We start from the raw sequence: 26,468 nt of genomic DNA, 5'->3' as shown, positions 1-26,468 counted from the left end.
TGCAGACCGCGTGCGCAAAAAAAGCGCCCCTGTTTCCAGAGGCGCGTCACAGCCGTCAGCCGTCTGTACCGGCCTGTCAGTCTTCGCAGCTGCCGTCGGGCTCGTCGATAAAATCATCGCCCGCTTCGCCGCCTGTTTCTCCGCGCAGGGGCGGCAGTCCCAGCCGCTCGCGGCGGGCGCTTTCCTGCTTGCGTTCGCGGGTTCCCATATATTTGTACGCGTCAAGCGCATCTATCTGCTCCTGATGCCGCGCAAAAATAAGAAAACCGGTGTGTGCCACCATGCGGTCCATGGGACGCAGCCTGTCAGGCACGGGTTTCCAGCCGCGCACCAGCACCTCGCAGACCTCCACCTCGTCATAGGGGCCTTTTTCCAGACCGAAAAGCAGACGCGAAACCTGATCAACCGTAGGTACAAGGAAACCGAGCATGGCGCCGGACTTCACCGCTGCGGGGATATGATGCAGGTATTCCCACGGGTCACGCACGTCGAGAAAAAGCGCGTCCGCGTCGCCGGTCAGAAATCCGTCCTTGATGTCCTGATGGTACAGCGTCACGTTGCTGCCAAGCCCTGCCCAGTCAAGATTCTTGCGGCACAGCTTCATGAATTCTTCGCGGGCTTCATGGGTATGAATTTCGCCCGTTTCACCGGCAAAAAAGCTCATGGCCAGCGTAAGCCCGCCGGAACCGGAACCTGATTCAATGATCTTGCGCCCCGGACCGACGCCCAGACGCATACATATATATCCGATGTCTTTGGGATAAATAACCTGAGTCTGGCGTTTTATACCGCGCAGCAGGTCGGGCAGCGCGGGCCGGTACAGCCGGAAGGGTTTGCCGGAGTGCGAACGCACTATGGTGCCGAAATCGGCCCCCATGACATCCTCCATGGCCACGATTCCGTCGCCGCAATGCAGGTCCGCGCCGGGTTCGACCCTGCGCAGGTATCGTTTGCCTTTGGGCGAAACCAAAAGCACAAGCTCGCCGATTCTGGGCATAGTGTCCTCCATTATGATGGTAGCGCCCTACAGCGGCGCACTATTCCTGTCAAGTGGCAGACAACGCCGCCGTTCAGGTATTCCTGTTGCTTTTTTTGCTGAAAAGCGTTCTTATGAGTGGTCGCGGCCCGACTGCCGGTCCGCCGGTATGCGCACTATCCGCCGCCGCGACGCGTAAGGACAGCCGCCACATGACCTTTGCCTATGTATTCGGGCCTGTTGCTTCCAGCAGACTGGGCCATTCTCTCGGCCTTGATCTTCTGGGCAGACGCATCTGCTCCATGGACTGCCTCTACTGCGAGGTGGGCCGCACAGATATTCTCACCTGCGAGCGCGCCCCGTATGTACCTGCCGCAACCATATTAGACGAACTTGCGGCATGGCGGAATGAAAATCCCGGCACACATGTGGACCATGTGACGCTGGGCGGTTCCGGCGAGCCTACGCTCAACAGCGACATGGGCCGCATCATCAGCGGGTGCAGAACCATACTACCTGATGTTCCCGTGGCGGTGCTCACCAACTCCACCCTGCTGCACAGAAAGGACGTGCGCGACGAAGCGGCCTGTGCCGACGTGGTGCTTCCTTCGCTGGACACACTGGTGGAGACGGAATTCCGCGCCCTGAACAGGCCGGAAAAAGAACTGACCGCAAGCGGTGTAGCCGCTGCGCTGCTGACCTTCCGCAAAGAATATGGCGGACGAATTTTTTTGGAAATACTGCTCTCGAAAGGCATCAATGATTCTCAGGAGAATCTGGCCCTGCTGAGGCAGTTTGTGCCCGAACTCGCACCGGACAGGGTGGATGTCACCACACTGTCGCGTCCGGGGGCCTACAGCAAGGCCGCACCCGTAGACGCCGATGTCAGGGCCGCCTGGTGCGATGCGCTGAATGCCTGCCTGCCTGCGGCCGACCCGCAGCAGACCGGAATTTTTCTGCGCACCGGACAGCGTGCCGACTTTACCCAGCGGGATGACCGCGCGGTGGAGTCCATGCTGCTGCAGACGCTGTCGCGCCGTCCTCAGACGGCAGGACAGCTGGCGCTGGCGCTTTCACTGCCGCTTGACCGTGTGGAACGGGCACTCCGCCCTCTTCTGCAGTCCGGCACAGTAGCGCCGCTGCCCTCGCAAAACCTGCAGCAGCAGGACGAAGACCCGTTCTTCGCCCTGGCAGACAGATAACCGGCACATCTGTTCCGTCGCACGGGATTACCCGTACACTTTTTTTATCCTCATGAGGTTCTCATGGAAAAGACCCGCAAGGGCAAACGCAAGATGTTCATCAGCGTGCTGCCCGAAGAACAGGTTGAAGTTGTTCTCTCTGAAGAAGGCGTAATTGTTGAATATTATGTAGAGATGGTGCATCAGGCCAAGACCAAAGGCAACATCTACAAAGGCATCATCAACAACATAGACTCCAACCTGCAGGCCGCCTTTGTCAATTACGGCGCCGAAAAAAACGGTTTTCTGCAGGTGGATGAAGTTCACCCCGAATACTACTCGGCCCCCCACGACCCTTCCAAAGGCAAAAAATATCCTCTGCTGCAGAAAGTGCTTAAAGCAGGACAGGAAGTACTGGTGCAGGTGGTCAAGGAACCCACGGGTTCCAAAGGTGCCTTCCTCACCTCGTATCTTTCGCTGCCGGGACGTTTTCTGGTGCTCACCCCCGGACGCGAACAGATAGGCGTTTCGCGCAAGGTGGAATCGGAAGAAGAAAGAGTGCGCCTGCGCGCCCTGCTTGAAGGTGCCACCCCCGGTCCCGGGCTGGGGCTTATCGTACGCACGGTTTCGGTGGGGCAGAGCAAAACAAGCATACAGCGCGACCTGCAGTTTCTTAAACGCCTGTGGAAGGATGTGCGCAAAAAAGGCACCGTGGAAAAAGCCCCCAGCCTTATCTACAAGGAACTGGACCTTGCCGCACGGGCAGTGCGCGACTATCTGACCGACGATGTGGGCGAAGTGTGGGTGGACGACGAACAGACAGCCGATGCCGTGCAGGAATTTGCCGCCATCGTCTTTCCGCGGCGCACCAATCTGGTCAAACGGCATAAAGACACCGACCGCACACTCTGGGAGCGGTTCAGCATGCAGAAGCAGCTGGACCAGATATATTCGCGCGAAGTATCGCTGCCCAGCGGCGGCAGGCTGGTTTTCGACCAGACCGAAGCGCTTATGGCCATCGATATCAACTCCGGAAAAATCGCCGGCAAGACAAATTTCGAATCCATGGCTCTGCGCACCAATATGGAAGCCGCCGAAACCATCGCCCAGCAGCTCAAGCTGCGTGACATCGGCGGGCAGATAGTTGTCGACTTCATTGAAATGCGCGACAGAAACCACTGGCGCGAAGTGGAAAAAACCCTGCGCGCCGCCATGAAAAACGACCGCGCCAGACACGATGTGGGCAAAATGAGCCGTTTCGGCCTGCTGCAGATAGTGCGGCAGCGTCTGGGGTCTTCCGCCCTGTCCATAAGCACCGAACCCTGCCCGTGCTGCAAAGGCACAGGGCTGCGCCGCAACATGGAATGGCAGGCCATGCAGGCCCTCAAGGATATCCACAGACAGCTGCGCGCCACCACGGCCTCTTCGCTGCGCTGGGAAGCTCCGGAAGAACTGGGCATGTACCTGCTGAACCATAAACGCGGACACCTGACCGAACTGGAAAACAGGTTCGAACGCGACATCGACATCGCCATACGGAGGTAGGCATGGCAAGAGTGCTTGTGCACGCATGCTGCGGGCCTTGCTCCATCACCACCATGCAGACGCTGCTGCGCGAAGGACACGAAGTCACCGGCCTGTTCTTCAACCCCAACATTCACCCGCTGCGCGAGTATCTGGCCCGCAGACAGGGCATGGTGGATGTGGCTCACAGGCTGGGGGTCAAAGTGATATACTTTGACCGTGAATATGACCCGCAGGCATGGATGCGCGAAATCGCTTTCCGTGAAGCGAACAGATGCTTTCACTGCTACAGGATACGGCTCGAACGGGCCGTATCCGTAGCCCGCAGAGGCGGGTTCGACATGGTTACCTCCACCCTGCTGTATTCCCGCAAACAGCAGCACGAGCGCATCGCCGCGCTGGGCAGCGACCTGTGCGGCGACGGCAGGCTGCGTTTTCTGTACCGCGACTTCCGTGAAGGCTGGCAGCAGGGCATAGAGACTTCCAAAGCGTGGGGCATATACCGGCAGCAGTACTGCGGCTGCCTGTACAGCGAAACCGAACGGTACGCCCGCGAACTGAAAAACGCCGGTGCGCAGGTGCCGCAACAGACCGCCGGCACGCCCTGCTGCGCAGACGGTACAGAAAAACAGGCAGAACAGGCCGCCGCCACCCCCGCAGCCGGCAATGCAGGCAGATAAGACATACTGTGCCGCAACGCGGCGCGGCACACGCCGCATGCGCTGACCGCAACCGCCCGCAGCCCGCGCGGTATCCGCAACCACCGGGCGGCGAAGCAGAAAGACAGACCCGCGCGGCCGTTCACCGCCGGACATCCGGAGCCTTTGTGCTGCTGTATATTCATGTGCCCTTCTGCCGCAGCAAATGCGGCTACTGCGCTTTCCATTCCGTCCCTGTGGCCGCCGCGGGACCGGACGGCATGCAACAGTATCTTGATGCGCTGCTGCGCGAGATAGCCCTGTGGGGCGACCGGCTGGGCAACAGAGCGGTGCATACCGTTTTTTTCGGCGGGGGCACGCCCAGTCTGCTGCCGGAAAAAGCGGTGGCCGTCATCATGGACAGGCTGCGACGCGCGTTCGACATACAGAACGGGGCCGAAATCAGCTTTGAGGCAAATCCCGAATCCGTCTCCGCCTACGGGTATCTTGACACCCTTTTCAAATGCGGCATCAACAGACTGAGTCTGGGAGTGCAGAGCCTGAACAACGACGGTCTGCGCGTACTGGGGCGGCCCCACAAGGCGCGCGAAGCCGTAAATGCCTTCCGGCTGGCGCGTCAGGCAGGCTTTGGCAACATCAATCTGGACATGATATGGGGGCTGCCATCGCAGCGGCTCAAGCTGTGGCTTGACGAGCTGAAAGCAGTAACAGAGCTCAAGCCCGACCATCTGTCATGCTACGGACTCACGCTGGAAGAAGGTACCCCGCTGGAACAGGCATGTCTGCAGGGGCGGCACACGCTGCCCGACGAGCAGGAACAGGCCCGCATGTTCATCTACGGTGCGGAATTTCTGGAATCGCGGGGCTATATGCAGTACGAAATTTCCAACTTCGCCCGCATGGGATTTCAGTGCAGGCACAATCTGGGCTACTGGGAAGGCGCCGAATATCTGGGCATGGGGCCTTCGGCGGTTTCCACGCTGTCCGGCAGACGCTGGGAAAACCCCCACGGGCTGCAGGAGTACGCCCGCCGCACAGCCGAGGGTACGCTGGGGCACGATGCCGCGGCACTCACCCCGCTGGAGCGGGCCGAAGAACTTATCATGCTGCGTCTGCGCACGGCACGCGGCCTGCGCGTGAAATCATACCGCGACCTTACCGGACGCGATTTTCTGCGCGAGCACAAACAGCTGGTGCACGCCCTGCACCGCAACAGGCTGGTACGCATCAGCAACGGGTATCTGCGCTTGACCAGAAACGGCATGCTGGTATCGAATACCATTCTGGAAAACATCTTTGCCACTCTGCCCGAAGAAACGCCGCACAAGCTGTCCGCAGCACAGGAACCGTAGCGGCCTGCTCTTCAGCAACACGCACGCAGCTGCAGGAACGCCATGAAACCAGCTCTTCTCGGCAACCATGCTCCCCGCGGCGTCATTCTCGCCCTGCAGCTGATCGTTCTCGCTCTGCTCTCAGGCCTGTTCGTCACCGTCTATTCGCAAAAAGACAATCATCTGTCCCTGGCGCGTATCAAGCTGCAGTCACAGGCCACCATACTGGGTGACAGGCTGGCCGCCACGCTGGGCGGCATAGATCTGGTGCTGCTTAATGCCCAGAACACGGCGGCGCAGCTGCTGACCGCCCATGCCGCGGCACCGTCGGAGACAATCCGGCGCCTGCACCTGCCCAACTCCGCCCTGCTGCATCCCGGCGTGGCTGATATTTTTCTGTTTGACGCACAGGGCACGCTGGTGGCCCGCCATTCAGGTGACAGATACAGCAAACCGCCGGACGTGACAGGGCTGCTCAAACGCCATCGCGATCAGTGGCACGACTTTTTCCTTGAACTGCAAGCCGAAGACTCCGCCGCAGCCGCGGAACATAAACCCGGCATTCTCATCAGCCGCCGCATGCTGGACGCCTCCGGCGCCTTTGCCGGCGTGCTCACTGCCAGCGTATACCCCGCAGCGCTGTATGACCCGTATCAGGAAAGCAGTTTTTTTGACATCGACACGGTGCTGCTGCTTAACCACGACATGCAGATAATCGCCTGCTGGCCGGCGCGGGCCGACCTGCACAGCGGCACCGCGCTGGAAGAAACCGCCGTGTTTGCGGGCACGGAAGACGAACTTTCGGGCGGCGGGCTGCGCGAGGCACAAACCGCCGCCAATCTCATCGCAGCCTATCAGCTGCCCCACCTGCCGCTGCACATTGCTGCACTGCGCGATAAAAAACGGGTGCTCGGGCCGTGGCACAAAAGCCTCATGCGTACCATGCTTGCAGCGCTGGCGCTTCTTACCCTTACCGCCGCACTGGCATATACAGGCATGCGGCAGCACCACAAACGGCGTAATGCCGAAGACGCCCTGCAGCAGAGCGAACAACTGTACCGTTCGCTGGCCGAAAACTACCCCAACGGCGTCCTGCTGCTTTTTGACGGGCAGGGCATCATACGCAAAGCTGACGGCCGTCAGATGGAAAGCATGGGGCTGAACAAACAGCATGCCGAAGGCCGCCGCCCGCACGAAATCCTGCCGCCCGCCGCGGGACGAAATCTGGCGGCGCACCATGCCATGGCGCTGCGGGGACGTCCCGTGCATTTCACCCTTGTGATACGGGGCCGCATTTATATGGGACACAGTCTGCCTTTTTCATGCGAAACCCATGTCAGCGGCGGCATGACCGTACTGGAAGACATAACCGAACTGCAGCAGACGCAGGCCCGGCTGCGCGAAAGCCAGACCATGCTCAGTGAAGCACAGCGGCTGGCCAGAATAGGGCACTTTGACATGCAGTTTATGACACAGCGCACCTACTGCTCGCCCGAGCTGCTGCAGATGGCCGGACTGCCGCGCGATTTTGACGTATCAAAGGCCCGCGGCCTGCTTGAACACCTTGCACCGGCAGTGCCGCCCATATTCAGGGCCATGCTGCAATCGCCCCTGCACGAATCCATCAGCTACAAAGAAGCAGGCATACCCTACCGCGCCATCAACGGATCGGCAGGGTTCGGCATGCTGCGGGTAAAACTGATCAGAGATGCTTCCGGCTCGCCCCTGCGCCTTTCCGGCACGTTTCAGGACATAACCGAGGAACACAACACCCGCATGGCGCTGCTGCAGAGCGAAGCACGCTACCGGGCGCTTTCCGCCAATCTGCCCAATGCCGCCGTCTGTCTTTTTGACAGCGAGCTGCGGCTGCTGATTGCAGACGGGCAGCGGGCGGACATGCTGGGCATGTCGGGCGACACCCCCGCGGGTACACGGCTTTCGGCAGTGATGCCTCAGGCTCTCACCGTTGTTCTGGAACCGCTGTGCCGCCAGGCCGTGGCAGGACGCCGGTCGCAGATGGAAATGGTGCACGCCGAACGCGTGCACGAGGTGACCGCCATTCCCGTTCCTGCCCATCTGGGCGGATATGACGGACTGCTGGTCATTCTTGATATCACCAAACGCAAGGCCACGGAGGCCGCACTTAAAGACGCACTGGAAACCGCGGAGCACGCCGTACGGCTCAAATCACAGTTTGTGGCCAACATCAGCCATGAACTGCGTACTCCCCTGAGCGGCATACTGGGCATAACCGATGTCATGCTGGGCAGACCGCAGCCTGAAGAGACCCGCAGTCATCTGGGCATGATCCGGTCCGTGGCCGAGGCTCTGCGCCTTGTGGTCAATGACATTCTGGATTTTTCACGGCTCGAGGCAGGCAAGATGCCCCTGCATGTACGCACCTTTTCCCTGCCCGACACCGTGGAGCAGGTTCTGGCCCCGCTGCGTCTTGCAGCAGCGCAGAAAGGGCTGGCTCTCACCCTGCGGCTGGACAGCGCACTGCCTGAGGCAGTGCGGGGTGATGCGGGCAGGCTGTCGCAGATACTGACTAATCTTGCAGCCAATGCTGTCAAATTCACCACAAAGGGCTTTGTACGGGTTGACGTGTATCCGGACAAAAACGACGTCATCTGCTTTGACGTGTGCGATACCGGACCGGGTATACCGCACAGCAAGCGCCATCTGCTTTTTGAAAGCTTTGTACAGCTTGATGGCTCGCTTTCGCGCCAGCATCAGGGCAGCGGGCTGGGGCTGGCCATTTCACGCGGACTGGCCCTGCTGATGGGCGGCACGCTGCAACTGGCCGAAGCCGGACAGACAGGCAGTCTTTTCCGTCTTGCCCTGCCCCTGCCGGCGGCGCAAGAAGCTGCCGCCTCCGGCATCACACCGGCCCTGCCTGCGGCAGAGGCCCCCGTCACAACAAAAAAACCTGCTGCCGCGGCGGCAACAGGCGCGCATATTCTGCTGGTGGAAGACAACACACTTAATCAGGAATTCATATCGCTGTTTCTGCAGGAGGGCGGTTACACCGTGACCGCGGCAGACAACGGCACCGGTGCGCTGGAAAATCTGGAAAAGCGGTCTTTTGATGCGGTTCTGATGGATGTGCAGATGCCCGGCATGAACGGACTGGAAACCACAAAGCGCATCAGAAACAGCGGCAGGGCGTGGGCGCGGATTCCCGTCATTGCCCTTACCGCCAACAACATGGCCGGAGACAGAGAATATTATCTGGCAAGCGGCATGAACGGCTATGTGGAAAAACCGGTGAACAAAGCTCAGCTTTTCGGCGAAATTGAAAGATGTCTGACAGAGGCACACGCAGACACCGCCCCGTAACCCCCTGACAGCCATGAAAAAGCCCGCCGGAAGGCGGGCTGACAGGTATTTCAAGCCGCTGCGGTCACGACCGGTGCCGCAGCACAAATTCTTCAAACTCCGCAGCCGGCACGGGCCTGCTGTAATAAAAGCCCTGCACTTCAACGCATCCCTTGTCGCGCAGAAAAGCCAGCTGTTCGTCCGTTTCCACTCCTTCGGCCACCACATTCAGCGACAGGTTGTGCCCCATGGTGATAATGGTCGATACAATGTTGGCATCGCCGTCGTCCTTCATGATATCGCGCACGAAGGAACGATCTATCTTCAGCGTGCTGATGGGGAAACGCTTGAGATAATACAATGAGGAATGCCCCGTACCAAAATCGTCGATGGCTATCTTCAGTCCCATGCCGTTCAGCTGTTCAAGCAGCAGCACTGTCTGCCCGATATCACGCATCATGGTGGTTTCCGTGATTTCAAGCTCCAGCGAATCCGGAGAAATGCCGGAATCACGCAGTGCGGCGGCCACACGTTCCGTCAGATTGGCCTGAAACTGACGGGCAGAAATATTGACGGACATACGCAGGTCACCCCACCCTCTGTCCGCCCATATACGCATCTGGGCACATGCCAGCCGCAGCACCCTTTCGCCCAGCGCCACAATAAGCCCCGTTTCTTCGGCAACGGGAATAAACTCCGCCGGGCTGACCACGGCACCGTGTTCGGGCACCCAGCGCACCAGCGCCTCCATGCCTACCAGCTTGCCGTTAAAAATATTGATTCTGGGCTGGTAGTAGACCTGAAACTCATCCCGTTCCAGCCCTTTGCGGATGCTCTTTTCAATACTCAGCCTTCTGGTGACCTGTTCGGTCATCTCGGCATCAAAATGCAGGCAGCGGCTGCGGCCCTGCTCTTTGGCCTTGTACATGGCCACATCGGCGTTTTTAACCAGTGAATCGGCATCGGCACCGTCTTCCGGCCAGCAGGTAAGCCCGATGCTGATGGTTATGTACAGTTCGTGTTCATCAATGACAAACGGAACGGTGAAGGCATCCAGCACCTTGGCTGCAAGCCGGTTTGCCACGTCCTTGCAGCCGTCGAGCAGCAGCGCGAATTCGTCGCCGCCGGTTCTGGCCAGCAGCGGTTGCGGGCCCACAACATCGCGCAGCCGGCGCGATGCCTCAAGCAGCAGCTTGTCGCCCACACCGTGCCCCAGACTGTCGTTGACGTTTTTAAAATTATCCAGATCAAGCATCAGCACTGCCAGACCACCGTCGCCGCCCAGCCGTATGCGGTCGGCTATGGCATCTTTCAGACGCACACGGTTTGCCAGCCCTGTCAGCTCGTCATGGTAGGCCTGATGGTAAATCTGGGCCTCTTTTTTCTTCAGTTCGGTGATATCGTGGAACGTGCCCACCACACCGGCGTTTTCGCCCGCCCTGTTCTGAAAAAACGACTTGTACAGCACCAGCTGCAACGGACCGCCGTCGTCGCCCAGCATGGTGATGGTGCACGAATGCGCGCGTTCCTGAGCACCGGACAGCACGCCTCCTTCCAGCACACGGCAGGCCACTTCTTCGGGCAGCAGGTCTTCTGCCCTGCGCCCCACAATGTCCTCTTTGGGTTTGCCCAGTATGCGGCAGAACGCCGCATTACAGCCCAGATATTCACCTTCCAGCGACTTGAAAAACACAGGGTTGGGCATGCTTTCGATAAGCGCTTCCAGAAACTGGTTTTTTTCCTGCAGCAGACTCTGAAACTCCAGCAGACGCTCGTTGGATTCGCGCAGCTCTCCGGTACGTTCCGCCACTTCCTGTTCCAGCCGCTCGCGGTACCTGTCGCGCTCATCCAGCAGGCGGGCGCGCTCCAGCGCTTTGTTCACGGCGTGTTCCAGCACCACCATGTCACTGATGGGCTTGGTTACATAATCCCACGCGCCATGCCGCAAAGCCTCCACAGCTTCTTCAAGCACACCCACGCCGGAAACCACAATAACGGGAATGCGTTTGGAAATCTTGCGCAGCTCGGCCAGAAACTGCATGCCGTCCATCACCGGCATGCGCAGGTCAACAAGCACGATGTCCGGAGCGGACCTTTCGAACTCCTCCAGCCCCTGACGGCCGTTTTCGGCTTCGACCACATCAAAACCGCTGTCTTCCAGATAGGCGACGATATTTTCACGGACATTTCTATCATCGTCTATCGACAGAACTCTGGGCGGATCGTGCTGCATATGCCTACCTTGCTGAACAAAAAAGCGATATTGCCGGCCTGCTGACCGGCCGGCGAAAGTTCCGGATCATTGCATCCGTACAGTTACACACCCCACCGCCGCGGCGTAACCGCCTTATGGAGCAACCACTTTCAAGTAGCCATTGTGACCCGCATTTCGCAATGCTGCAAGTCTGTTATAGGCTTGCGCCTTATCTGCAAACGGCCCCGCAACCACCAGCCACAGGCTTCCGGCACTGTTTTTGGCACTCCACAACACCGGTCCGAATCCTTCTTTTTCAAGCTGTTGCGCGAAATTACGCGCATTTTCGCGTCTGCTGAATGCACCGGCCTGCACATACACGCCGGATGGCAGTTTTTTCACATAATTTCCGTCTCGTACGCCGCTTTCTTCCGGCAGTGCCGTCTTGTGCGCCGCTTTGTCATGATCTGCGCCGGTTATGGCAGCCGCCACAGCCAGCGCCTGACGGGTACTGTTAGCTGCCGGTTGTGGCTGCTGTTCCTTCACCGGCTCTTTTGCATGGCTGCCGCCCTGCGGCGCATGGTCCGGAGAAGCCACGCCGTCCCGCTCTGCGATGGGGGCGGCAACAGAACTGTCCGCCCGGCCCTGTGAAACCGCAGCGGTCATACCGGCCTTTGTTGCACCAGCGGCAGCAGCTGTCTCAGCAGAATCATGCTGTCCGGCAGAGGGCTGCGCCGTACCGGTCTGACCACCAGCCGGTGCGGTTCCGGCCTGCGATACCGCCTTCTGCTCATCACCCGTGGCGTTGCGCTGCGCAGTTCTGCGAATGGCGGCAGGAACAACAGCCTGCGGTGCCTCACCGTCAATGACATTACGGTCGAGCGGTTCTATGCGCACCCTGGCTGTTCCTTTCTGCAGCATATCCAGCCGCACGGCGGCCTGACGTGACAGGTCAATGACATACTGCTTTTTAAACGGTCCACGGTCATTGATACGCACGATGACGGTTTTTCCGTTTTCCAGATTGACCACCCGCACGATGCTGCCCAGCGGCAGAGTCATATGCGCCGCAGTAAGCGCATTCATGTCAAACGGTTCGCCGCTGGCTGTGGGACGGCCCTGAAAAAATTCGCCGTACCACGAAGCCATTCCTTCCAGCAGCCGGGGAGGGGTTTTTACAGTTTCAGCATGCCCCGCAGCGGCCAGCATCCACAACAACGCCGCAGCAGCCAGCACGGCCGCGGAACGGCATCCCCTTATGCGCAATGAAAAAGTCATCGACTCCACCTGATCTTATCCTGTATACGCCTGCAAGGCGTCCAATGTTATGTCTCACCTTCACTCCTGCGTCACGCAGCCGTGCAGGCCGCCTGCCGCAACCGGAGTATGGCACACGTTTTCTGCAATTCCATGCCGGAATAAGTATGATCTACCTGAAACTTGTTCTTTCCGCACTCATCTGGGGCGGAACATTTGTGGCGGGACGTCTGGCAGCGGCCGAACTCGGCCCCTTTTCCTGTGCATTTCTGCGTTTTGCCATGGCCTCGGTATGCCTGACCTTCCTCGCCCGCCTGCAGGAAGGCGGACTGCCCGCCCTGACGCGCAAAACCCTTCCGGGCGTGCTGCTGCTGGGGCTGTCCGGCGTATTCGCCTACAATGCCTTTTTCTTTCTGGGGCTTCAGACCGTAGCTGCCGGTCGCGCTGCAGTAATCATTGCCCTAAACCCCGTATTCATAGCTCTTTTCGCCGCGCTTCTGCTGCGCGAGCCGCTGTCCGGCCTGCGCCTGACAGGAATAGCACTCTCTGTCTGCGGCGCCATCACCGTCATCTCACGGGCGGACCCGCTGGCCCTGTTCACACACGCGCTTTCCGCAGGAGACATGGCCATCTTCGGATGTGTGGCAAGCTGGGTGACTTACTCATTGGCCGGACGCAAAGTCATGGCCGATCTTTCGCCGCTGGCATCGGTAACATGGTCATGCATCACCGGCGCGCTCATGCTGTTTCCTTTCGCCCTGTCCGAAGGCCTTCCGGCCCGCATGGGTTCCATCTCACTCACCACGTGGACATCCATAACCTATCTTGCCCTGCTGGGCACCGTGGCGGCATTCACATGGTTTTATCAGGGGGTCAAAGCCATAGGAGCATCACGCGCAGGCGTTTTCATCAACATTGTGCCGGTAAGCGCAATTCTGCTGGCTGCCCTGCTGCTGGACGAACCCGTGGCCCTTTCGCTGCTGGGCGGCGCAGTGCTGGTAGGCTGCGGCGTGTGGCTGACCAACAGACACTGAGCGCCGACCACCCCGCAGACAGGCTTCAATCAGCTTCTGCGTCACGATAACGGGCCGCAGCCCGCACAAAATTCACTGCCCAGTGCGGTTCGCCCGGAGCAAAAAGGTGGGTATACCCTGCAAAGGTATTGCGTACTATCATGCCGTCTGCATCTTCACCCATACCTTCGCCCCGCTCCATTCTGAACGCATGGCGCACAGATTCGCCCTCATACGCCACCGCACGCGAATAATGAAATTCGTGGCCGCGCACACGGGTACCTGTGGCGTGAAAAGGGTTGTCCTCCACCACACGGGCTTCCACATAGCCCAGCCCCTGCGGCCGTTCATGCACGGTTGTGCATACCGGAAAAACATCCGCCATGGGGTATTCAACTCCGCCATACCGCAGGGTGCGTCCCAGATACATAAAACCGCCGCACTCGGCATACACGGGCATACCCGCTTCTGAAAGCGACTTTACACGCGCCCGCGCCGCAATATTGGCGGAAAGACGCTCCGCCAGAGTCTCGGGAAAACCACCCCCCAGATACAGGCCATGGAGTTCCGGCCACGGCGCATCATCCAGCAGGGTCAGTTCCACCAGCTCGGCACCGGCACGGCGCAGGGCTTCCAGATTTTCTTCATAATAAAACCACAGCGCCGCATCGCGCACATAGCCGATGCGCACCGGCCCCGCAGCGGCATCCGCGGGCAGCATATCCCACAGGTCGGGGATGAGAGCTGAATCAGCAGCAGGGACCTGACGCGCTATCTGCCAGATGCGCTCCACATCGGCGTTGTCACATAAAAAATCTGCCACGGCATCTAAAGGCGACCGGCTGTCGTGCATTTCGGTATCTGACCACAGCCCCATGTGCCGCTCCGGTATGGGGTTGCTGCGCATACGCGGCAGCGCCCCGAGCACGGGCACATCGGTATACTGTTCGATGGCGGCGCGCAGTACGCCGCGATGCCGTTCGTTGGCTGTCTGGTTCAACACCACTCCGGCCAGATTGAGATCAGGCTCAAAAGCCGCCATGCCGCCCACCAGTGCGGCGGCAGTGCGGGTCATTTTGGTGCAGTTCATCACCAGCACCACCGGGGTGTCCAGCTGCCGCGCCACTTCGGCCGTGGAACAGCTGCCTGTGACATCCTTGCCGTCATACAGCCCCCTGTTGCCTTCAATCACGGCTCCGTCGTAGCCTTTGCCCGCCGTGACAAACAGTGAACGCATGACCTGCGCGGAAACCAGATACGGATCCAGATTCGTGGCCGGGTTACCCGTTGCCAGCGCAAGCCAGCGGGCATCAATGTAGTCCGGCCCTTTTTTGAACGGCTTCACGTTGCGGCCGGCGCGTGTCCATGCACGGCAAAGCCCCAGACTGACTATGGTTTTTCCCGAACCGCCGTTCAGACCCGCTATGATGACTCTGGGAATGCTCACCTGACCCTCCTGCCGTATGGCTGACATAAAAAAAGCGTATGAACTTTGCAGTTCATACGCTGTCCCGTCAAGAAGGCGAACCTTCCTGGCAGAAAAACTTATTCGCCTTCAGCGCTGGCCTGCTTGCCGGCGCCTTTCATGCCGTACATGGTGGTGGAACCGGAAGACCAGAATTCCAGCACTTCTTCGTTCACCAGCTTGGTCAGAATCTTCTTCACTTCGCGGGGCTTCATGTCGGGGAACAGGGGCAGGAAGTCGTTGAAGTAAAACTTGGATTTGGATTTGGATTTGGACTCGATGAAGTCCACAATAATCTGCTTGTCATCCATGATTGTATCCTCTCTGGGATGAACCGGGCGGAGAAAATCTCCGCCCGGCATAATTGGCTCAGTGGCCTAGAACTTGAACTGGGTGCTCTGACGCCAGGTGTAGTAGGCCGGATCGCGGAAGTCGTCGATCAGGTGGTGGGTGAACTCAAGACCGGTCAGCTGGAAGAAGCGTTCCCAGCCGATACGTTCAGCCCAGTCGCCCAGACGCTCGTATTTCATAGCGTTTTCCGAGTAGACTTCGATGATGTGCTTGATGGTATTGGTCAGCGTGGGCCAGCGAGGAGCCTCGTTGGGGATGTACGCAACCACAACCTTGGAGAACTTGGGCATGCTGATACGGTTGGAAACCTTACCGCCGACCATGATCACGCAACCGTCGCCTTCACCGTCGGAGATGGGCAGTGCGGGGCACATGGTGTAGCAGTTACCGCAGTACATGCAGCGTTCGTTCTTGATGGCGATGCTGTTCACCTTTTTGCCGTCCAGTTCAACCTTGGTGGGACGAACAGCGGCGGTGGGGCAGGAAGCAACGGCCAGCGGGATTTCGCACAGCTGGTCGGTCCATGCGTGGTCGATCATCGGGGGCTTGCGGTGGATACCCACAACGCCGATGTCGGAGCAGTGAACGGCGCCGCACATGTTGATGCAGCAGGCCAGCGAAATACGCACGGGAGCGGGAAGGCGCATGCTCTGGAAGTCTTCGAAGACTTCGTCCATGATGGCCTTAACCGGACCGGAAGCGTCGGTGGCGGGGGTGTGGCAGTGTACCCAGCCCTGAGTGTGCACGATGTTGGAAATACCAGCACCGGTGCCGCCCACGGGGAACTTCTTGGAACCGCCGTCGAACTTGCGCGAAGCAAGGTCGTCACGCAGAGCTTTCATGGCTTCTTCGGTTTCCACCATGAATTCAACGTTGTTACGAGTGGTGAAACGCAGATGTCCGCCGCAATGCTTGTCTGCGATTTCGCAGATTTCGCGAATGTGGGTGATGGACATCAGACGTGCAGCGCCCACACGGACGGTGTACACTTTTTCGCCGGATTCAGCCACGTGCACCAGAACGCCGGGTTCGATGATTTCGTGGTACAGCCACTTACCCTTGTTACGTGCGATAACAGGCGGGTAGAACTGTGCGTAATGCTGCGGGCCAATGTCGGTAATCCGACCTTCCATCGGTTTTTCGGGATTGTATCCAGAAGAGATGAATGCCATTTTTGGGTACCCCTCTTAAGTTTAGCGCTGGTGTCTCTTACGGTATTCCGTGATGTCACGATCCCAACCACCGGGAACTTCTTCTTCCTTGAAGAAGATGTAGGGGTTGGAACGAGGCTCGACAACGTGCTGCGGCTGGGGAGCCGTATTGGTAACTTCAAGCAGCTTCTGCAGGCTGAGGCGCTTGATGGTTTCACCCACACGTTCGCGGTTCTTGCCTTCTTCCATCCACCAGTCCCAGATGTTCTCAATGACTTCCTTGACTTCGTCCCAGGGGTCCTTGGCTTCGATGAAGGGAACCAGCAGGGAGCCCATCTGGGCGCCGTCGAGAATGGGAGCCTTTGCGCCGACCAGAATGGAGGCGCCGCGCTCGTCACCGATGCGAACAGCCTTGGGCATGGTGTTGATGCAGTGCATGCAACGTACGCAGTCCTTGGCGTTCACGGACAGCTTGGAACCGTCCCAGCTAAGAGCCTTGGAGGGGCAACGGTTAACAACTTCAGCTTCGATGTCGAACTTGCCCCAGTCGCGGCCGGAGTGTGCACCGGCGTTGGGTGCGATCTTGCCGGCAACGTATTCGGCAACTGCGTCCTGATCGATCTTGATGGAGTCTTTCCATGTACCGATCACGGAGAAGTCGGAACGTGCGATGGAAGCAACGCAGCCGTTGGGGCAGGCATCGAACTTGAACTTGAACTTGTAGGGGAATGCGGGACGGTGAAGTTCGTCCTGATATTCCTGAGTAAGATCGTAGCACATCTGCTGGGAATCGTAACATGCGTATTCGCAGCGCGATTCACCCATACAGGCAGCAGGGGTACGCAGGTTGGAGCCGGAACCGCCGAGGTCGGTTTCCAGATCGTGGGTCAGTTCCCAGAAAATCTCTTCCAGCTGGGGAGTGGTGGTACCCAGCAGAACGATGTCACCGGTGGAGCCGTGCATGTTGGTCAGGCCGGAACCGCGCAGGTCCCAGATATCGCAGAGCTTGCGCAGGTATTCGGAGGTGTAGAACTTACCTGCAGGCTGGTTCACGCGGACGGTGTGGAAATGTGCCACGCCGGGGAACATTTCGGGCTGGTCACAGTAACGGCCGATAACGCCGCCGCCGTAACCGAAAACACCCACGATACCGCCGTGCTTCCAGTGCGTTTCACCTTCGTTGTAGGACAACTCAAGGACACCGAGCAGGTCTTCGGGGCAGTCCACGGGAATCTGGTAGTCCAGACCCTTGGGGTTCTTCGCCCGCATTTCGGCTTCCTGCTTGATGTCGGACACGAAGCTGGGCCAAGGCCCGGACTCGAGCTGGTCCAACTTGGGAGTTGCATGTTTAGCCATTGCCTTTCCTCCACATTGGTTAGTTTGTGTTCACAACCATACATGAACTCGCTTCCCCCCCCTGTAACATGGGGAAGAAGCGGCGTTTTCGACTTGCACCGGTGCTTGGTCAGCGCACCGCGTCCACCGAAAACTACGTGATTTTTTGGACAAAGTAATTCATTGCTAGAAGCAAAAAGGACCTTTGTCAAGCCCTGCGACACATACAAAGCCCTTGCCCGCGCACATTTACGGCACTACTGGCACGGCATGCCACACTGCCCCTGCCGCCTGCAGTGTGCACGCAGCATTGCGGCAGGCACAGGCGGTTTTACTTGACTAACAGCCCTCCGGCGGGTCACACGCACGGGCAAGGCAGCGGCGTGCGGCCATTTCATACGAGAGGTGTATCATGAAAGACGACAAGGGACATTATTACTACCCCGACCCCAGCAACAAGCAGGTACGCGTTTATGTGCGCAACGGTTCAGATTCCATAGAGTTCCGCCTGTGGCATCAGGACCGCCCCGAAGTGTGGGAACAACATGAATGGATTTCCATAGACGTCATCCGCAATGCGGCACAGATGTACCGCGACATGGGCCGCGAGAGTAACCCCATGGCGCTGTACGACGAGGCCGTGGCACAGGTGCTGCTGAAAAACGGCTAACAGCGCCTGCCCGATGCCGTGTCCGCGGGTTGTCTTTTTTTTCCGCCCCTGCGGTATTGTCCGGTTGCGCCGGCGTTCTTACCGTATGGTAACAGTCACGCAACCGGACATTGCTCCGCACAGGAGGCAGCCATGCATGAAGTCAGTCTGGGACAGACCATCCGCGACTATCTGACAGGAACGGACATAGAAAACACCACCTACGAAGACCTGCGGCAGGCGCTGGCGCAGCTGATGGTGGAAGAGCTGGGGTATCCGGCAGCATTGCTTGAACCCAGAATTTCCGTCCGTTTTCCCGTTGACGGAAAACAATACTGCCGCACTGTGGACCTTGCCGCGCAGGATGATGACGGCAGACCGTTTCTGTATATTCTTTTCGTGCCCGGCCAGGTGAACACCTTCACCCGCGAAAGTCTGGCCGCAGCGCGGCTGGGCAAGCACGGCCCCGTTCCTCTGGTGGCCGTTACCGATACCCGTGACGCCCTGCTGCTGGAAACCGCCGGCGGCACCACGCTGCGCGACGGCATGCGCGCACTGCCGCCGCGCTCCCGCGCGCTGGAACTGGCGCGGCAGCACCCCGCCGTTCCTCTGACGCCGGAACGCACCCTGCGTGAGCAGCGCATCCTGTACACATACAGTGAATTCATGAAGACCTGCTGCGACGAATCCGTGTGCATGCTCTGACAGGCGACGTTGACAAATATGTCAACGCGTGCTTCATTGAAAGGTGCTGCCGGTTCCGCAGTTTTCTCCTGCGGATATTGATTCATCAAATCACTTGGAATACAACGCGGCTTTACGCGTGGTCACGGCCCCTGCACAGCGGCAGGGCAGCACCTTTTTTATGCCGCCGCATGCCGGCCCGCATGCCCGTCTGCCGCCGTCCGGCTGCACACAACACAACCGGCTGCGCCGCAACCGCCAATGAAAAGCCGCATCAGCCGCGGCGTCACGGTCGGAGGTTTCATGTCCACACGGTGGATCAGATCAAACATGCAGGAATTCGCGCGCGACGTCATGCGTGACTTCTGCCTGTCGTGCCGCATTCTCGAAAAACAGTTCACCCAGTTCGACACCACGGGCTCGGTCTCGTTCACCGTGTTCAACGAACTGCAGGGCACCATGATGAACAAGGGGCTGCTGTGGCGCCTGAAGGACACTGCCCACCATCTTTTCGGCAACGACGACGGAGCACGCGATATAGCCCCCATGATCGACTGGACTCTGGGCTATATTTTTCATGAATGCGTGAAGCTGAAAGAAGACGCCTACCAGCATGAACGCTACGGTCTGCGTTACCGCACGCTTTCGCGTTCGCTGCAGGGCAAGGACGTGGAACCGCTGGCGGGCCGTATGGAAGAAGTGCTGCCGCAGACGCAGGAAAGCATGACCCGCGAAGTACAGCGTATCCGTTTTCTGCTGGAACAGACCAAGCTCATGCTTTGCAATTATTACGAATCCCATGCCGGAAACCGCCTGCTGGCGCGGCTGCTGCACGATCGCGACCAGCTGGTGCGTTCCGTTTTCGGCGGGCATTACGACGCGCTGCTGCGCGGCATATACGAAGACAAACCCGAACGCCTGTATATTCAGGCGGGCGAAAGCCTGGTGGAAGGGGGCCGCTACGCCGAAGCCGCCCATGCCGCGGCCATGGCCGTAAATCTGGCCCCCCGATGCGAAAAGGCGCGGCAGCTGCACAGGCAGGCCGTAACGCTGCAAAACAATTCATCCAACAGGAGGGCGATCGACGCATGAGCCTTTTGCACCTGAACCGCCCGGTAACCCGGCTGTCGCTGCAGAACAGAGAAGATCCCGAACTGTACCGCGACATATTTCCCTATTCCAAAATCAGCAGAATCGCCTTTGACGATATCCACATCATGCCGCGCCCTGCCGATCCCATGTTCATCACGGATACCACCTTCCGTGACGGACAGCAGGCCCGGCCGCCCTATACGGTAAAGCAGATTTCCGAAATTTTTGACATGCTGCACCTGCTGGGCGGCATGAGCGGCCTCATCCGCGCGTCGGAATTTTTCATGTACTCCGACAAAGACAGGCGCGCCATAGATGCCTGCCGCGCCAAAGGGTACAAATATCCGCAGATCACAGGATGGATACGGGCCAATGAAAATGATCTGAAGATCGCAAAATCAATGGAATTCACCGAAGTGGGCATGCTCACATCGGTTTCGGATTATCACATACATCTCAAGCTGGGACTTGACCGGCAGCAGGCCATGGAAAACTACCTGCGCGTGATCGAAAAAGCGCTTGAATGGGGCATCACCCCGCGCTGCCATTTCGAAGACATCACCCGCGCAGACATTCACGGCTTCTGCCTGCCCTTTGCCTCGCGCCTGATGGAACTGTCGCGCCAGAGCAAGCTGCCCGTCAAAATACGTCTGTGCGACACCATGGGATACGGTGTGCCCTATCCCGGCGCCACCCTGCCCCGTTCTGTTCCCCGTGTGGTGCGGGCCTTCACCGACGAAGCGGGCGTGCCGGGAGACTGGCTGGAATGGCACGGACACAACGACTTCCACAAGGTGCTGGTCAACGGCGTCACCGCATGGCTGTATGGCTGCGGCGGTGTCAACGGCACACTGATGGGCTTTGGCGAACGCACGGGCAACTCGCCCATAGAGGCGCTGGTCATCGAATACATTTCGCTTACCGGAGAGGATGACGCGGCCAACACGCATATCATTTCCGAAATAGGCGAATACTTCGAACGCGAGCTTGAGTACCGCATTCCGGACAACTATCCGTTTGTGGGCAAAGACTTTAACGCCACAAGCGCCGGTATCCATGTGGACGGGCTGAATAAAAACGAAGAGATCTACAACATCTTCGACACCCGCAAAATACTCAACCGTTCCGTACCCATTATCATCACCGATAAATCGGGACGCGCAGGGGTCGCATACTGGATCAACAACTACCTGCGGGTGCCTGAAGGAAGACAGGTTTCCAAAACGCATCCCGCCGTGGGGCAGATATACAACCGCATCATGCAGGCTTATGAAGGCGGCCGCACCACGTCGTTCTCCAATCAGGAAATGACTAAACTGGTCAAACGCTACCTGCCCGAGCTTTTCGTCTCCGAATTCGATTCGCTGAAGACGGTGGCCCGGCAGCTGGCATCCACCATCATTCTCAAACTGGCCGCCGAATGTGTCATTGTACCGCAGAAAAGCGAGTATCCCTGCCTCAGCGATTTTGTGCGGCAGTTCTCGTTCATCCAGTACCTGTACCTCACCGACGTACGCGGCACGCTGCTGGCTTCCGTCATCACCGATCCGGCTTACAACGAGCGTTATCAGGAACTGCCGCTGGGCTACGACTTCTCCAACAGGCAATGGTTCCAGCGGCCCTCGCAGACCGGCGAACTGCATGTGACCGACCTGTACCAGTCACAGTTCACGGGCAAGCTTATTCTGACCGTTTCGGCACCGGTGACCGATGAAAATGACGACATCATGGGTATCGTGGGGGCGGACATCCAGCTGGAAGAACTGCTTAACCGCAAGGCCATGCTTGAAGATAATGAAAAAGACGCCTGATCTGCCCTGCACAGACTGAACCGGCGCAGACTGCGCCGGCGCAACAACACGGCAACTGACGGGGGCGCGGAAAACCGCGCCCTCTTTTACTTGCCCGCAACGCGGCAGCGTACTACAAACAATGTGATGTTTTTTGTTTTTCCGGCCGCACCGCATGCCGACTGCGCTGTACCGCGCGGCCCGACCACTACAGGAGGATATGGAATGCACCATCCGGCACTGCAACGCCGTACCGCCAGAATCATACTGCTGCTCATGCTCGCTGCATTACTGTCTCTTGCCGGCGGCTGCGGCAAAAAAGTTCTGGACACCTCACCCCGTCCGGCACCTAAAGGCCCCGTAAAATCGCACACCTATACCATTGACGGCAAATCATACACCACCATGACATCCGCTCACGGCTACACCGAAGAAGGGCTGGCGTCATGGTACGGTAAAGATTTTCACGGCAGGCGCACGGCCAACGGCGAAGTCTATGACATGTACGGCATGACCGCCGCGCACAAACTGCTGCCCTTCGGCACGCGGCTGCGCGTGACCAACCTTGAAAACGGCAAAGCCATCAACGTGGTGGTCAACGACCGCGGCCCCTTTGTGAAAGACCGCATCATCGACCTTACCTACACGGGCGCGCAGCGTCTCGACATGGTGGGGCCGGGCATTGCACGGGTGCGCATCGAATCGCTGGAAGACGTGCCCACATACACCAACGGCGAAATGAGCGGACGCTTCTATGTGCAGGTAGGCGCTTTTGCCAAGCGCGAAAACGCCGAAAGCCTGAGCAGCCGCATGAAGGCCGAAGGCAAACCGGCACGGCTGGTCTATGCCGATGATATCGGCTTCTGGCGGGTGCAGGTCGGTGTGTATTCCAAACTGTCCAATGCCGAAGCCGTGCGTGAATCCATGCGCCGCGAATTCCCCAACAGCTTTATTGTGGCGGACTGACCGCCGCAGCATGCCGCACACGGGGGAAGCCTTCCGCAGGAGGGCTTCCCTTTTTATATGCCGCAGCCATTGTTAATTATTTAAAAACGCGTATCATGATTCCGGTGACAATATAACCGGAGGTTTACCATGACCACGCAGTCAGACACCCCGCCATATGCCGCCCTTTCCATGCAGGAACTGGGAACACTGGATGCCGTGGCCCTTCGGGGGCTTATCCGTTCCGGCCAGATTACGCCGGACGAAGTGCTGCATACCGTATTTCAAGCCATGGAGGCACTGAATCCGGCCATCAACGCCGTGGTGCAGCCCATGAAGACGCAGGCATATGCCGAACTGCGGCATATTGATCCGGAAGCGGCTCTCTACGGAGTACCGTATCTGCTCAAAGACCTGGGCCCGTCATACGCGGGTGTGCCCACCCGCATGGCGTGCATGGCGCTGAAAGACGGCTTTTTTCCCGGCGAAGACAGCCACCTGACACACCGCTTCCGCACGCTGGGCATGGTGCCGGCAGGCAAAAGCGCAACGCCGGAATTCGGCCTGACAGCCACCACGGACAGTGTGCTGCACGGCCAGACACGCAACCCGTGGGATGTGACCCGTTCTCCGGGCGGTTCCAGCGGTGGTTCAGCTTCTGCCGTGGCAGCCGGTATCGTACCCGTTGCACATGGCAACGACGGGGGCGGCTCCATACGCATTCCTGCTGCAGCCTGCGGTCTGGTGGGCTTCAAATGCAGCCGGGGTCTGCTTTCATGGGCGCCGGAGCTGGGAGAATGCTGGGGCGCGCTTGCCACCAACGGCGTGCTGACACGCACCGTACGCGACAGTGCGGCAGCCCTTGACGGGCTGTGCGGCACAGGGCTGGGCGACCCGTATCCTTTTCCGCGGCCGCCGCTGCCGTTCAGTACCGAAATACGCAGAGAAACCGGACGGCTGAAGATAGGATACGCACTGCAGTGGCCCGCCGGAGCGGCCCCCGCGTCCGAAGACTGCCGCAATGCGGTCATGCACACGGCCCGTCTGCTGGAAGGCATGGGACACCATGTGGAAGAAGCAGCTCCCGACCTGCACTGCGACGAAGTGGCCGACATTTTCATGACCATTGTCGCCGCACAGGTGATAGTCACGCTGGGCCCGCTCATTTCGCCCGCAGGCATGCCGGATGAACGCCATGCCGAAAAACTGACCCGCCTTCTGTGGGAAAAAGGGCAGCGCGAAACCGGCGCACACTATGCGGGTGCACTCAACCGCATGCACCTGCTGGGAAGGGCCATGGCCCGCTTTTTCGAGCGCTACGACGTGCTGCTGACGCCTGTCATGACCACGCCCCCCGCAAAGCTGGGCGCATATTCCCTGCAGCAGATGGAGCTGGACGACTATGCCGCCATGCTGGGAACATTCATTCCCTATACGCCGCCCTTCAACATGGCCGGTTCACCCGCCGTATCGCTGCCGCTGTATGCCACTGAACACGGTCTGCCCGTGGGTGTTCAGCTGGGCGCAGGCACAGGCCGCGACGGGCTGCTGTTCCGTCTGGCTGCCCGGCTGGAGGAGGCCGCTCCGTGGCACACACGCGTTCCCGCCGTGCATGTTTCACGGCTGGAAACCACAGGCAGACACTAACCCCGCAGCACACGGTAAAACAAGAAAAGCCGCCCCTGCTCTGCAGCGGGCGGCTTCTCATCCGGACGGAGTGCGCAATGCTATTCGCCGTTCAGCTCTGCACGGAATTTGCGCGACAGGCGGAACACCACAACCTTGCGCGGAGGCAGGGTAATGGTTTCATCCGTCTGCGGGTTACGGCCCTTGCGGGCTTTTTTGTCGTATGCTTCGAATTTACCGAACCCGCTGATCAGCAGGGCATGATCTTTTTTAATGGCCTGCTTCATGATTCCCAGAAGGGATTCAACCACGTTCTTCACTTCAGCGCGGTTTCTTTCGGTCTTTTCGTAAATGGCATCAACGATGTCAGCCTTGGTCAAGGTCTTACCACTCATGGTATCCCTCCTGTACCCGGTCGGCCGGGTGTTTCCTTTCAGTGTTCGCGTCCCTGGTACACACAAAAAAGCACAGTGCCCCGGTGCGTCATATATGACAAACCCTCAGGCTGTTCTCCGCAGATTCACAGTGCCGTGTCTCAACGGCAACCGCCGTATTCCCGGCGTGGATTCAGACAGCTTGTTCCGGCGAAACGAAACGACTTGCAGCGTTCCGGCAAACAGTATCGCGCCATTATCATAGTATATTTTCGCCATACGCTGTCTGCAGCACTTCAGAACGTATCTGCCGGAGTCAACACGAGGTCTCCTAAATGGTTATATAAACATCCGATTCGCTTTTTTCAAGAAGATTTTGTATCTCTTTGCAAGGTTAGGCATATTTATACTGACCAGCAGGTAAAAAAACTTCCTAACCCCATAGCAATACACTAATAATCGAAGCAGCTCATGAGTGACATTATTTTTTACCATCCCGAACCTGCACCACGTACACGGCATATCCGGCCAGTTTTCATTCCGTTTGCAGGCTGTCCGGGACGCTGCGTGTTCTGTGCGCAGACAGCCCAGACAGGCGTAGGCCCCGCCGCCCTGAGCGAACGGTACAGCCAGCTGCAGAAAGAACTGCAACTGGCCTATGAAGCAGGGGAATCTCCTTTTGAACTGGCGTATTACGGCGGCACATTCACTGCGCTGGATGACATGTGGCAGGAAAAATTCATCGCGCTGGGCCGGCAGTACCGTCATAAAGGTCTGGTCACCTCCATACGCTGTTCCACCCGTCCCGACTGTGTGGACGTTGCCGGTCTGCAGCGGCTGCACCGGATGGGGCTGGATACGGTGGAGCTGGGCATACAGAGCTTCAGCAACGACGCGCTGACCCGCAGCGGCCGCGGATACACGGCGCATACCGCCGTAACCGGCTGCCGCATTGTGCGCGAAGCCGGTCTGGGACTGGGCATACAGCTGATGCCCGGCCTTCCGGGACACAGCGAGGGAGCCTTTCTGCGTGATGTCCGGACAGCCTGTTCACTCGGCCCTGACATGGTACGCCTGTATCCCTGCCTTGTTTTCGAGGGGACGCTGCTGGCCTCGTGGTGGCGCGACGGCAGATACAGACCATGGGAAGTCGCCCGCGCATCAGTGATGCTGGGCATGGCCCTGAACACATTTTGGAAGCACGGTATACGGGTCATCCGCGCCGGTGTGGCGCATGTGCCTTCGCTGGCCGGAAAGGTGCTGGCAGGCGCATATCATCCTGCGCTGGGCAGCATGGCCAGAGGCGAAGCACTGGCCGGTCTTGTGTCCTTCCACACGCTCATGCTGGGCGGCAAGGCCACCGAACTGTATGCCCCCAGACGTTTTCAGGGTGAATTCTGGGGACACCGCAACACGCTGGTGCCAAGATGGGCACGCCACGGACTGGGGCGCTCCAATGTGCACTGGTGGGACAAATCTTTCTTCCTGCTCTCATAATCTGCGGTAGCGCGGTCCGGCGGCTCCGCCTGCGGGCGGAACCGCAAAGCCCCTGC

The 26,468-nt window shown here is 58.9% G+C and carries 21 protein-coding genes; 13 read left to right on the top strand and 8 right to left on the bottom strand.

From position 1 onward, the window contains the following. Window positions 1-76 precede the first annotated feature (76 nt). Complete coding sequence (locus tag H586_RS0107650) at window positions 77-997, bottom strand: tRNA (adenine-N1)-methyltransferase (RefSeq protein WP_011366656.1); 921 nt, start codon at window positions 995-997, stop codon at window positions 77-79. 191 nt (window positions 998-1,188) lie between these two features. On the opposite strand from H586_RS0107650, the gene H586_RS0107645 reads away from it, so the two are divergent. The 5 genes from H586_RS0107645 (at window position 1,189) to H586_RS20015 (ending at window position 9,010) form a co-directional block, all read left to right on the top strand. Further along, entirely contained in the window at window positions 1,189-2,178 is a 990-nt protein-coding gene (locus H586_RS0107645) for a radical SAM protein (protein ID WP_011366655.1), read from the top strand. Between the two features lie 63 nt (window positions 2,179-2,241). After that, the gene (locus tag H586_RS0107640; RefSeq protein ID WP_011366654.1) at window positions 2,242-3,702 is read left to right on the top strand and encodes an Rne/Rng family ribonuclease; all 1,461 of its coding nucleotides are present in this window, start codon (window positions 2,242-2,244) and stop codon (window positions 3,700-3,702) included. 2 nt (window positions 3,703-3,704) lie between these two features. Then, window positions 3,705-4,361, top strand: a complete 657-nt coding sequence (locus H586_RS0107635) for an epoxyqueuosine reductase QueH (RefSeq protein WP_027181750.1) — start codon at window positions 3,705-3,707, stop codon at window positions 4,359-4,361. Window positions 4,362-4,507: 146 nt separating this feature from the next. Then, window positions 4,508-5,692 (top strand): radical SAM family heme chaperone HemW, encoded by a 1,185-nt coding sequence (gene hemW, locus H586_RS0107630; RefSeq protein WP_027181749.1) that lies wholly within the window; start codon window positions 4,508-4,510, stop codon window positions 5,690-5,692. Between the two features lie 42 nt (window positions 5,693-5,734). Further along, a complete protein-coding gene (locus tag H586_RS20015; protein ID WP_051363926.1) occupies window positions 5,735-9,010 on the top strand; it encodes a response regulator in 3,276 nt (1,091 codons plus the stop codon). 64 nt (window positions 9,011-9,074) lie between these two features. On the opposite strand, the gene H586_RS0107620 is transcribed toward H586_RS20015, so the two are convergent. Continuing rightward, a complete protein-coding gene (locus tag H586_RS0107620; protein WP_027181748.1) occupies window positions 9,075-11,222 on the bottom strand; it encodes a GGDEF/EAL domain-containing response regulator in 2,148 nt (715 codons plus the stop codon). Window positions 11,223-11,336: 114 nt separating this feature from the next. Continuing rightward, the gene (locus H586_RS20010) at window positions 11,337-12,461 is read right to left on the bottom strand and encodes a septal ring lytic transglycosylase RlpA family protein (RefSeq protein ID WP_027181747.1); all 1,125 of its coding nucleotides are present in this window, start codon (window positions 12,459-12,461) and stop codon (window positions 11,337-11,339) included. A 146-nt stretch (window positions 12,462-12,607) separates the two neighbouring features. On the opposite strand from H586_RS20010, the gene H586_RS0107610 reads away from it, so the two are divergent. Then, a complete protein-coding gene (locus tag H586_RS0107610; RefSeq protein ID WP_027181746.1) occupies window positions 12,608-13,474 on the top strand; it encodes a DMT family transporter in 867 nt (288 codons plus the stop codon). Window positions 13,475-13,499: 25 nt separating this feature from the next. On the opposite strand, the gene H586_RS0107605 is transcribed toward H586_RS0107610, so the two are convergent. From H586_RS0107605 to dsrA, 4 genes are all read right to left on the bottom strand, one after another. Continuing rightward, the gene (locus H586_RS0107605) at window positions 13,500-14,900 is read right to left on the bottom strand and encodes a cobyrinic acid a,c-diamide synthase CobB (protein WP_027181745.1); all 1,401 of its coding nucleotides are present in this window, start codon (window positions 14,898-14,900) and stop codon (window positions 13,500-13,502) included. Between the two features lie 98 nt (window positions 14,901-14,998). Further along, window positions 14,999-15,229 (bottom strand): dissimilatory sulfite reductase D family protein, encoded by a 231-nt coding sequence (locus H586_RS0107600; RefSeq protein WP_011366646.1) that lies wholly within the window; start codon window positions 15,227-15,229, stop codon window positions 14,999-15,001. Window positions 15,230-15,295: 66 nt separating this feature from the next. After that, window positions 15,296-16,441, bottom strand: coding sequence for a dissimilatory-type sulfite reductase subunit beta (gene dsrB / locus H586_RS0107595; RefSeq protein ID WP_011366645.1), 1,146 nt, complete (start codon window positions 16,439-16,441; stop codon window positions 15,296-15,298). Between the two features lie 21 nt (window positions 16,442-16,462). Further along, the gene (gene dsrA, locus H586_RS0107590; protein ID WP_011366644.1) at window positions 16,463-17,776 is read right to left on the bottom strand and encodes a dissimilatory-type sulfite reductase subunit alpha; all 1,314 of its coding nucleotides are present in this window, start codon (window positions 17,774-17,776) and stop codon (window positions 16,463-16,465) included. Window positions 17,777-18,167: 391 nt separating this feature from the next. Between dsrA and H586_RS0107585 the strand changes: the two genes are divergently transcribed. The 6 genes from H586_RS0107585 (at window position 18,168) to H586_RS0107555 (ending at window position 24,562) form a co-directional block, all read left to right on the top strand. Beyond that, window positions 18,168-18,425: a hypothetical protein gene (locus H586_RS0107585; protein ID WP_011366643.1), complete on the top strand. Its 258-nt coding sequence runs from the start codon at window positions 18,168-18,170 to the stop codon at window positions 18,423-18,425. Between the two features lie 132 nt (window positions 18,426-18,557). Next, the gene (locus H586_RS0107580; protein WP_027181743.1) at window positions 18,558-19,109 is read left to right on the top strand and encodes a type I restriction enzyme HsdR N-terminal domain-containing protein; all 552 of its coding nucleotides are present in this window, start codon (window positions 18,558-18,560) and stop codon (window positions 19,107-19,109) included. A gap of 282 nt (window positions 19,110-19,391) precedes the next feature. Next, on the top strand, window positions 19,392-20,180 hold the full coding sequence (locus tag H586_RS0107570; protein ID WP_011366641.1) for a hypothetical protein: 789 nt from the start codon (window positions 19,392-19,394) through the stop codon (window positions 20,178-20,180). Beyond that, window positions 20,177-21,991: a triose-phosphate isomerase gene (locus tag H586_RS0107565; RefSeq protein ID WP_011366640.1), complete on the top strand. Its 1,815-nt coding sequence runs from the start codon at window positions 20,177-20,179 to the stop codon at window positions 21,989-21,991. Before H586_RS0107570 ends, H586_RS0107565 begins: the two co-directional genes overlap by 4 nt. Window positions 21,992-22,195: 204 nt before the next feature. Continuing rightward, window positions 22,196-22,936, top strand: coding sequence for a septal ring lytic transglycosylase RlpA family protein (locus H586_RS0107560; RefSeq protein ID WP_011366639.1), 741 nt, complete (start codon window positions 22,196-22,198; stop codon window positions 22,934-22,936). Window positions 22,937-23,065: 129 nt separating this feature from the next. Further along, entirely contained in the window at window positions 23,066-24,562 is a 1,497-nt protein-coding gene (locus H586_RS0107555) for an amidase (RefSeq protein WP_051363925.1), read from the top strand. An 80-nt stretch (window positions 24,563-24,642) separates the two neighbouring features. Here the strand turns inward: H586_RS0107555 and H586_RS0107550 are convergent, their stop codons facing one another. After that, window positions 24,643-24,936, bottom strand: coding sequence for an integration host factor subunit alpha (locus H586_RS0107550; protein ID WP_011366637.1), 294 nt, complete (start codon window positions 24,934-24,936; stop codon window positions 24,643-24,645). Between the two features lie 450 nt (window positions 24,937-25,386). Here H586_RS0107550 and H586_RS0107545 point away from each other — a divergent pair, with 450 nt between their 5' ends. Further along, a complete protein-coding gene (locus H586_RS0107545; RefSeq protein WP_051363924.1) occupies window positions 25,387-26,412 on the top strand; it encodes an elongator complex protein 3 in 1,026 nt (341 codons plus the stop codon). Window positions 26,413-26,468: the final 56 nt, after the last annotated feature.

Source organism: Oleidesulfovibrio alaskensis DSM 16109 (assembly GCF_000482745.1).
GTDB classification, from domain to species: Bacteria; Desulfobacterota; Desulfovibrionia; order Desulfovibrionales; family Desulfovibrionaceae; genus Oleidesulfovibrio; species Oleidesulfovibrio alaskensis.
This window is presented reverse-complemented; position numbering and strand designations above follow the sequence as displayed.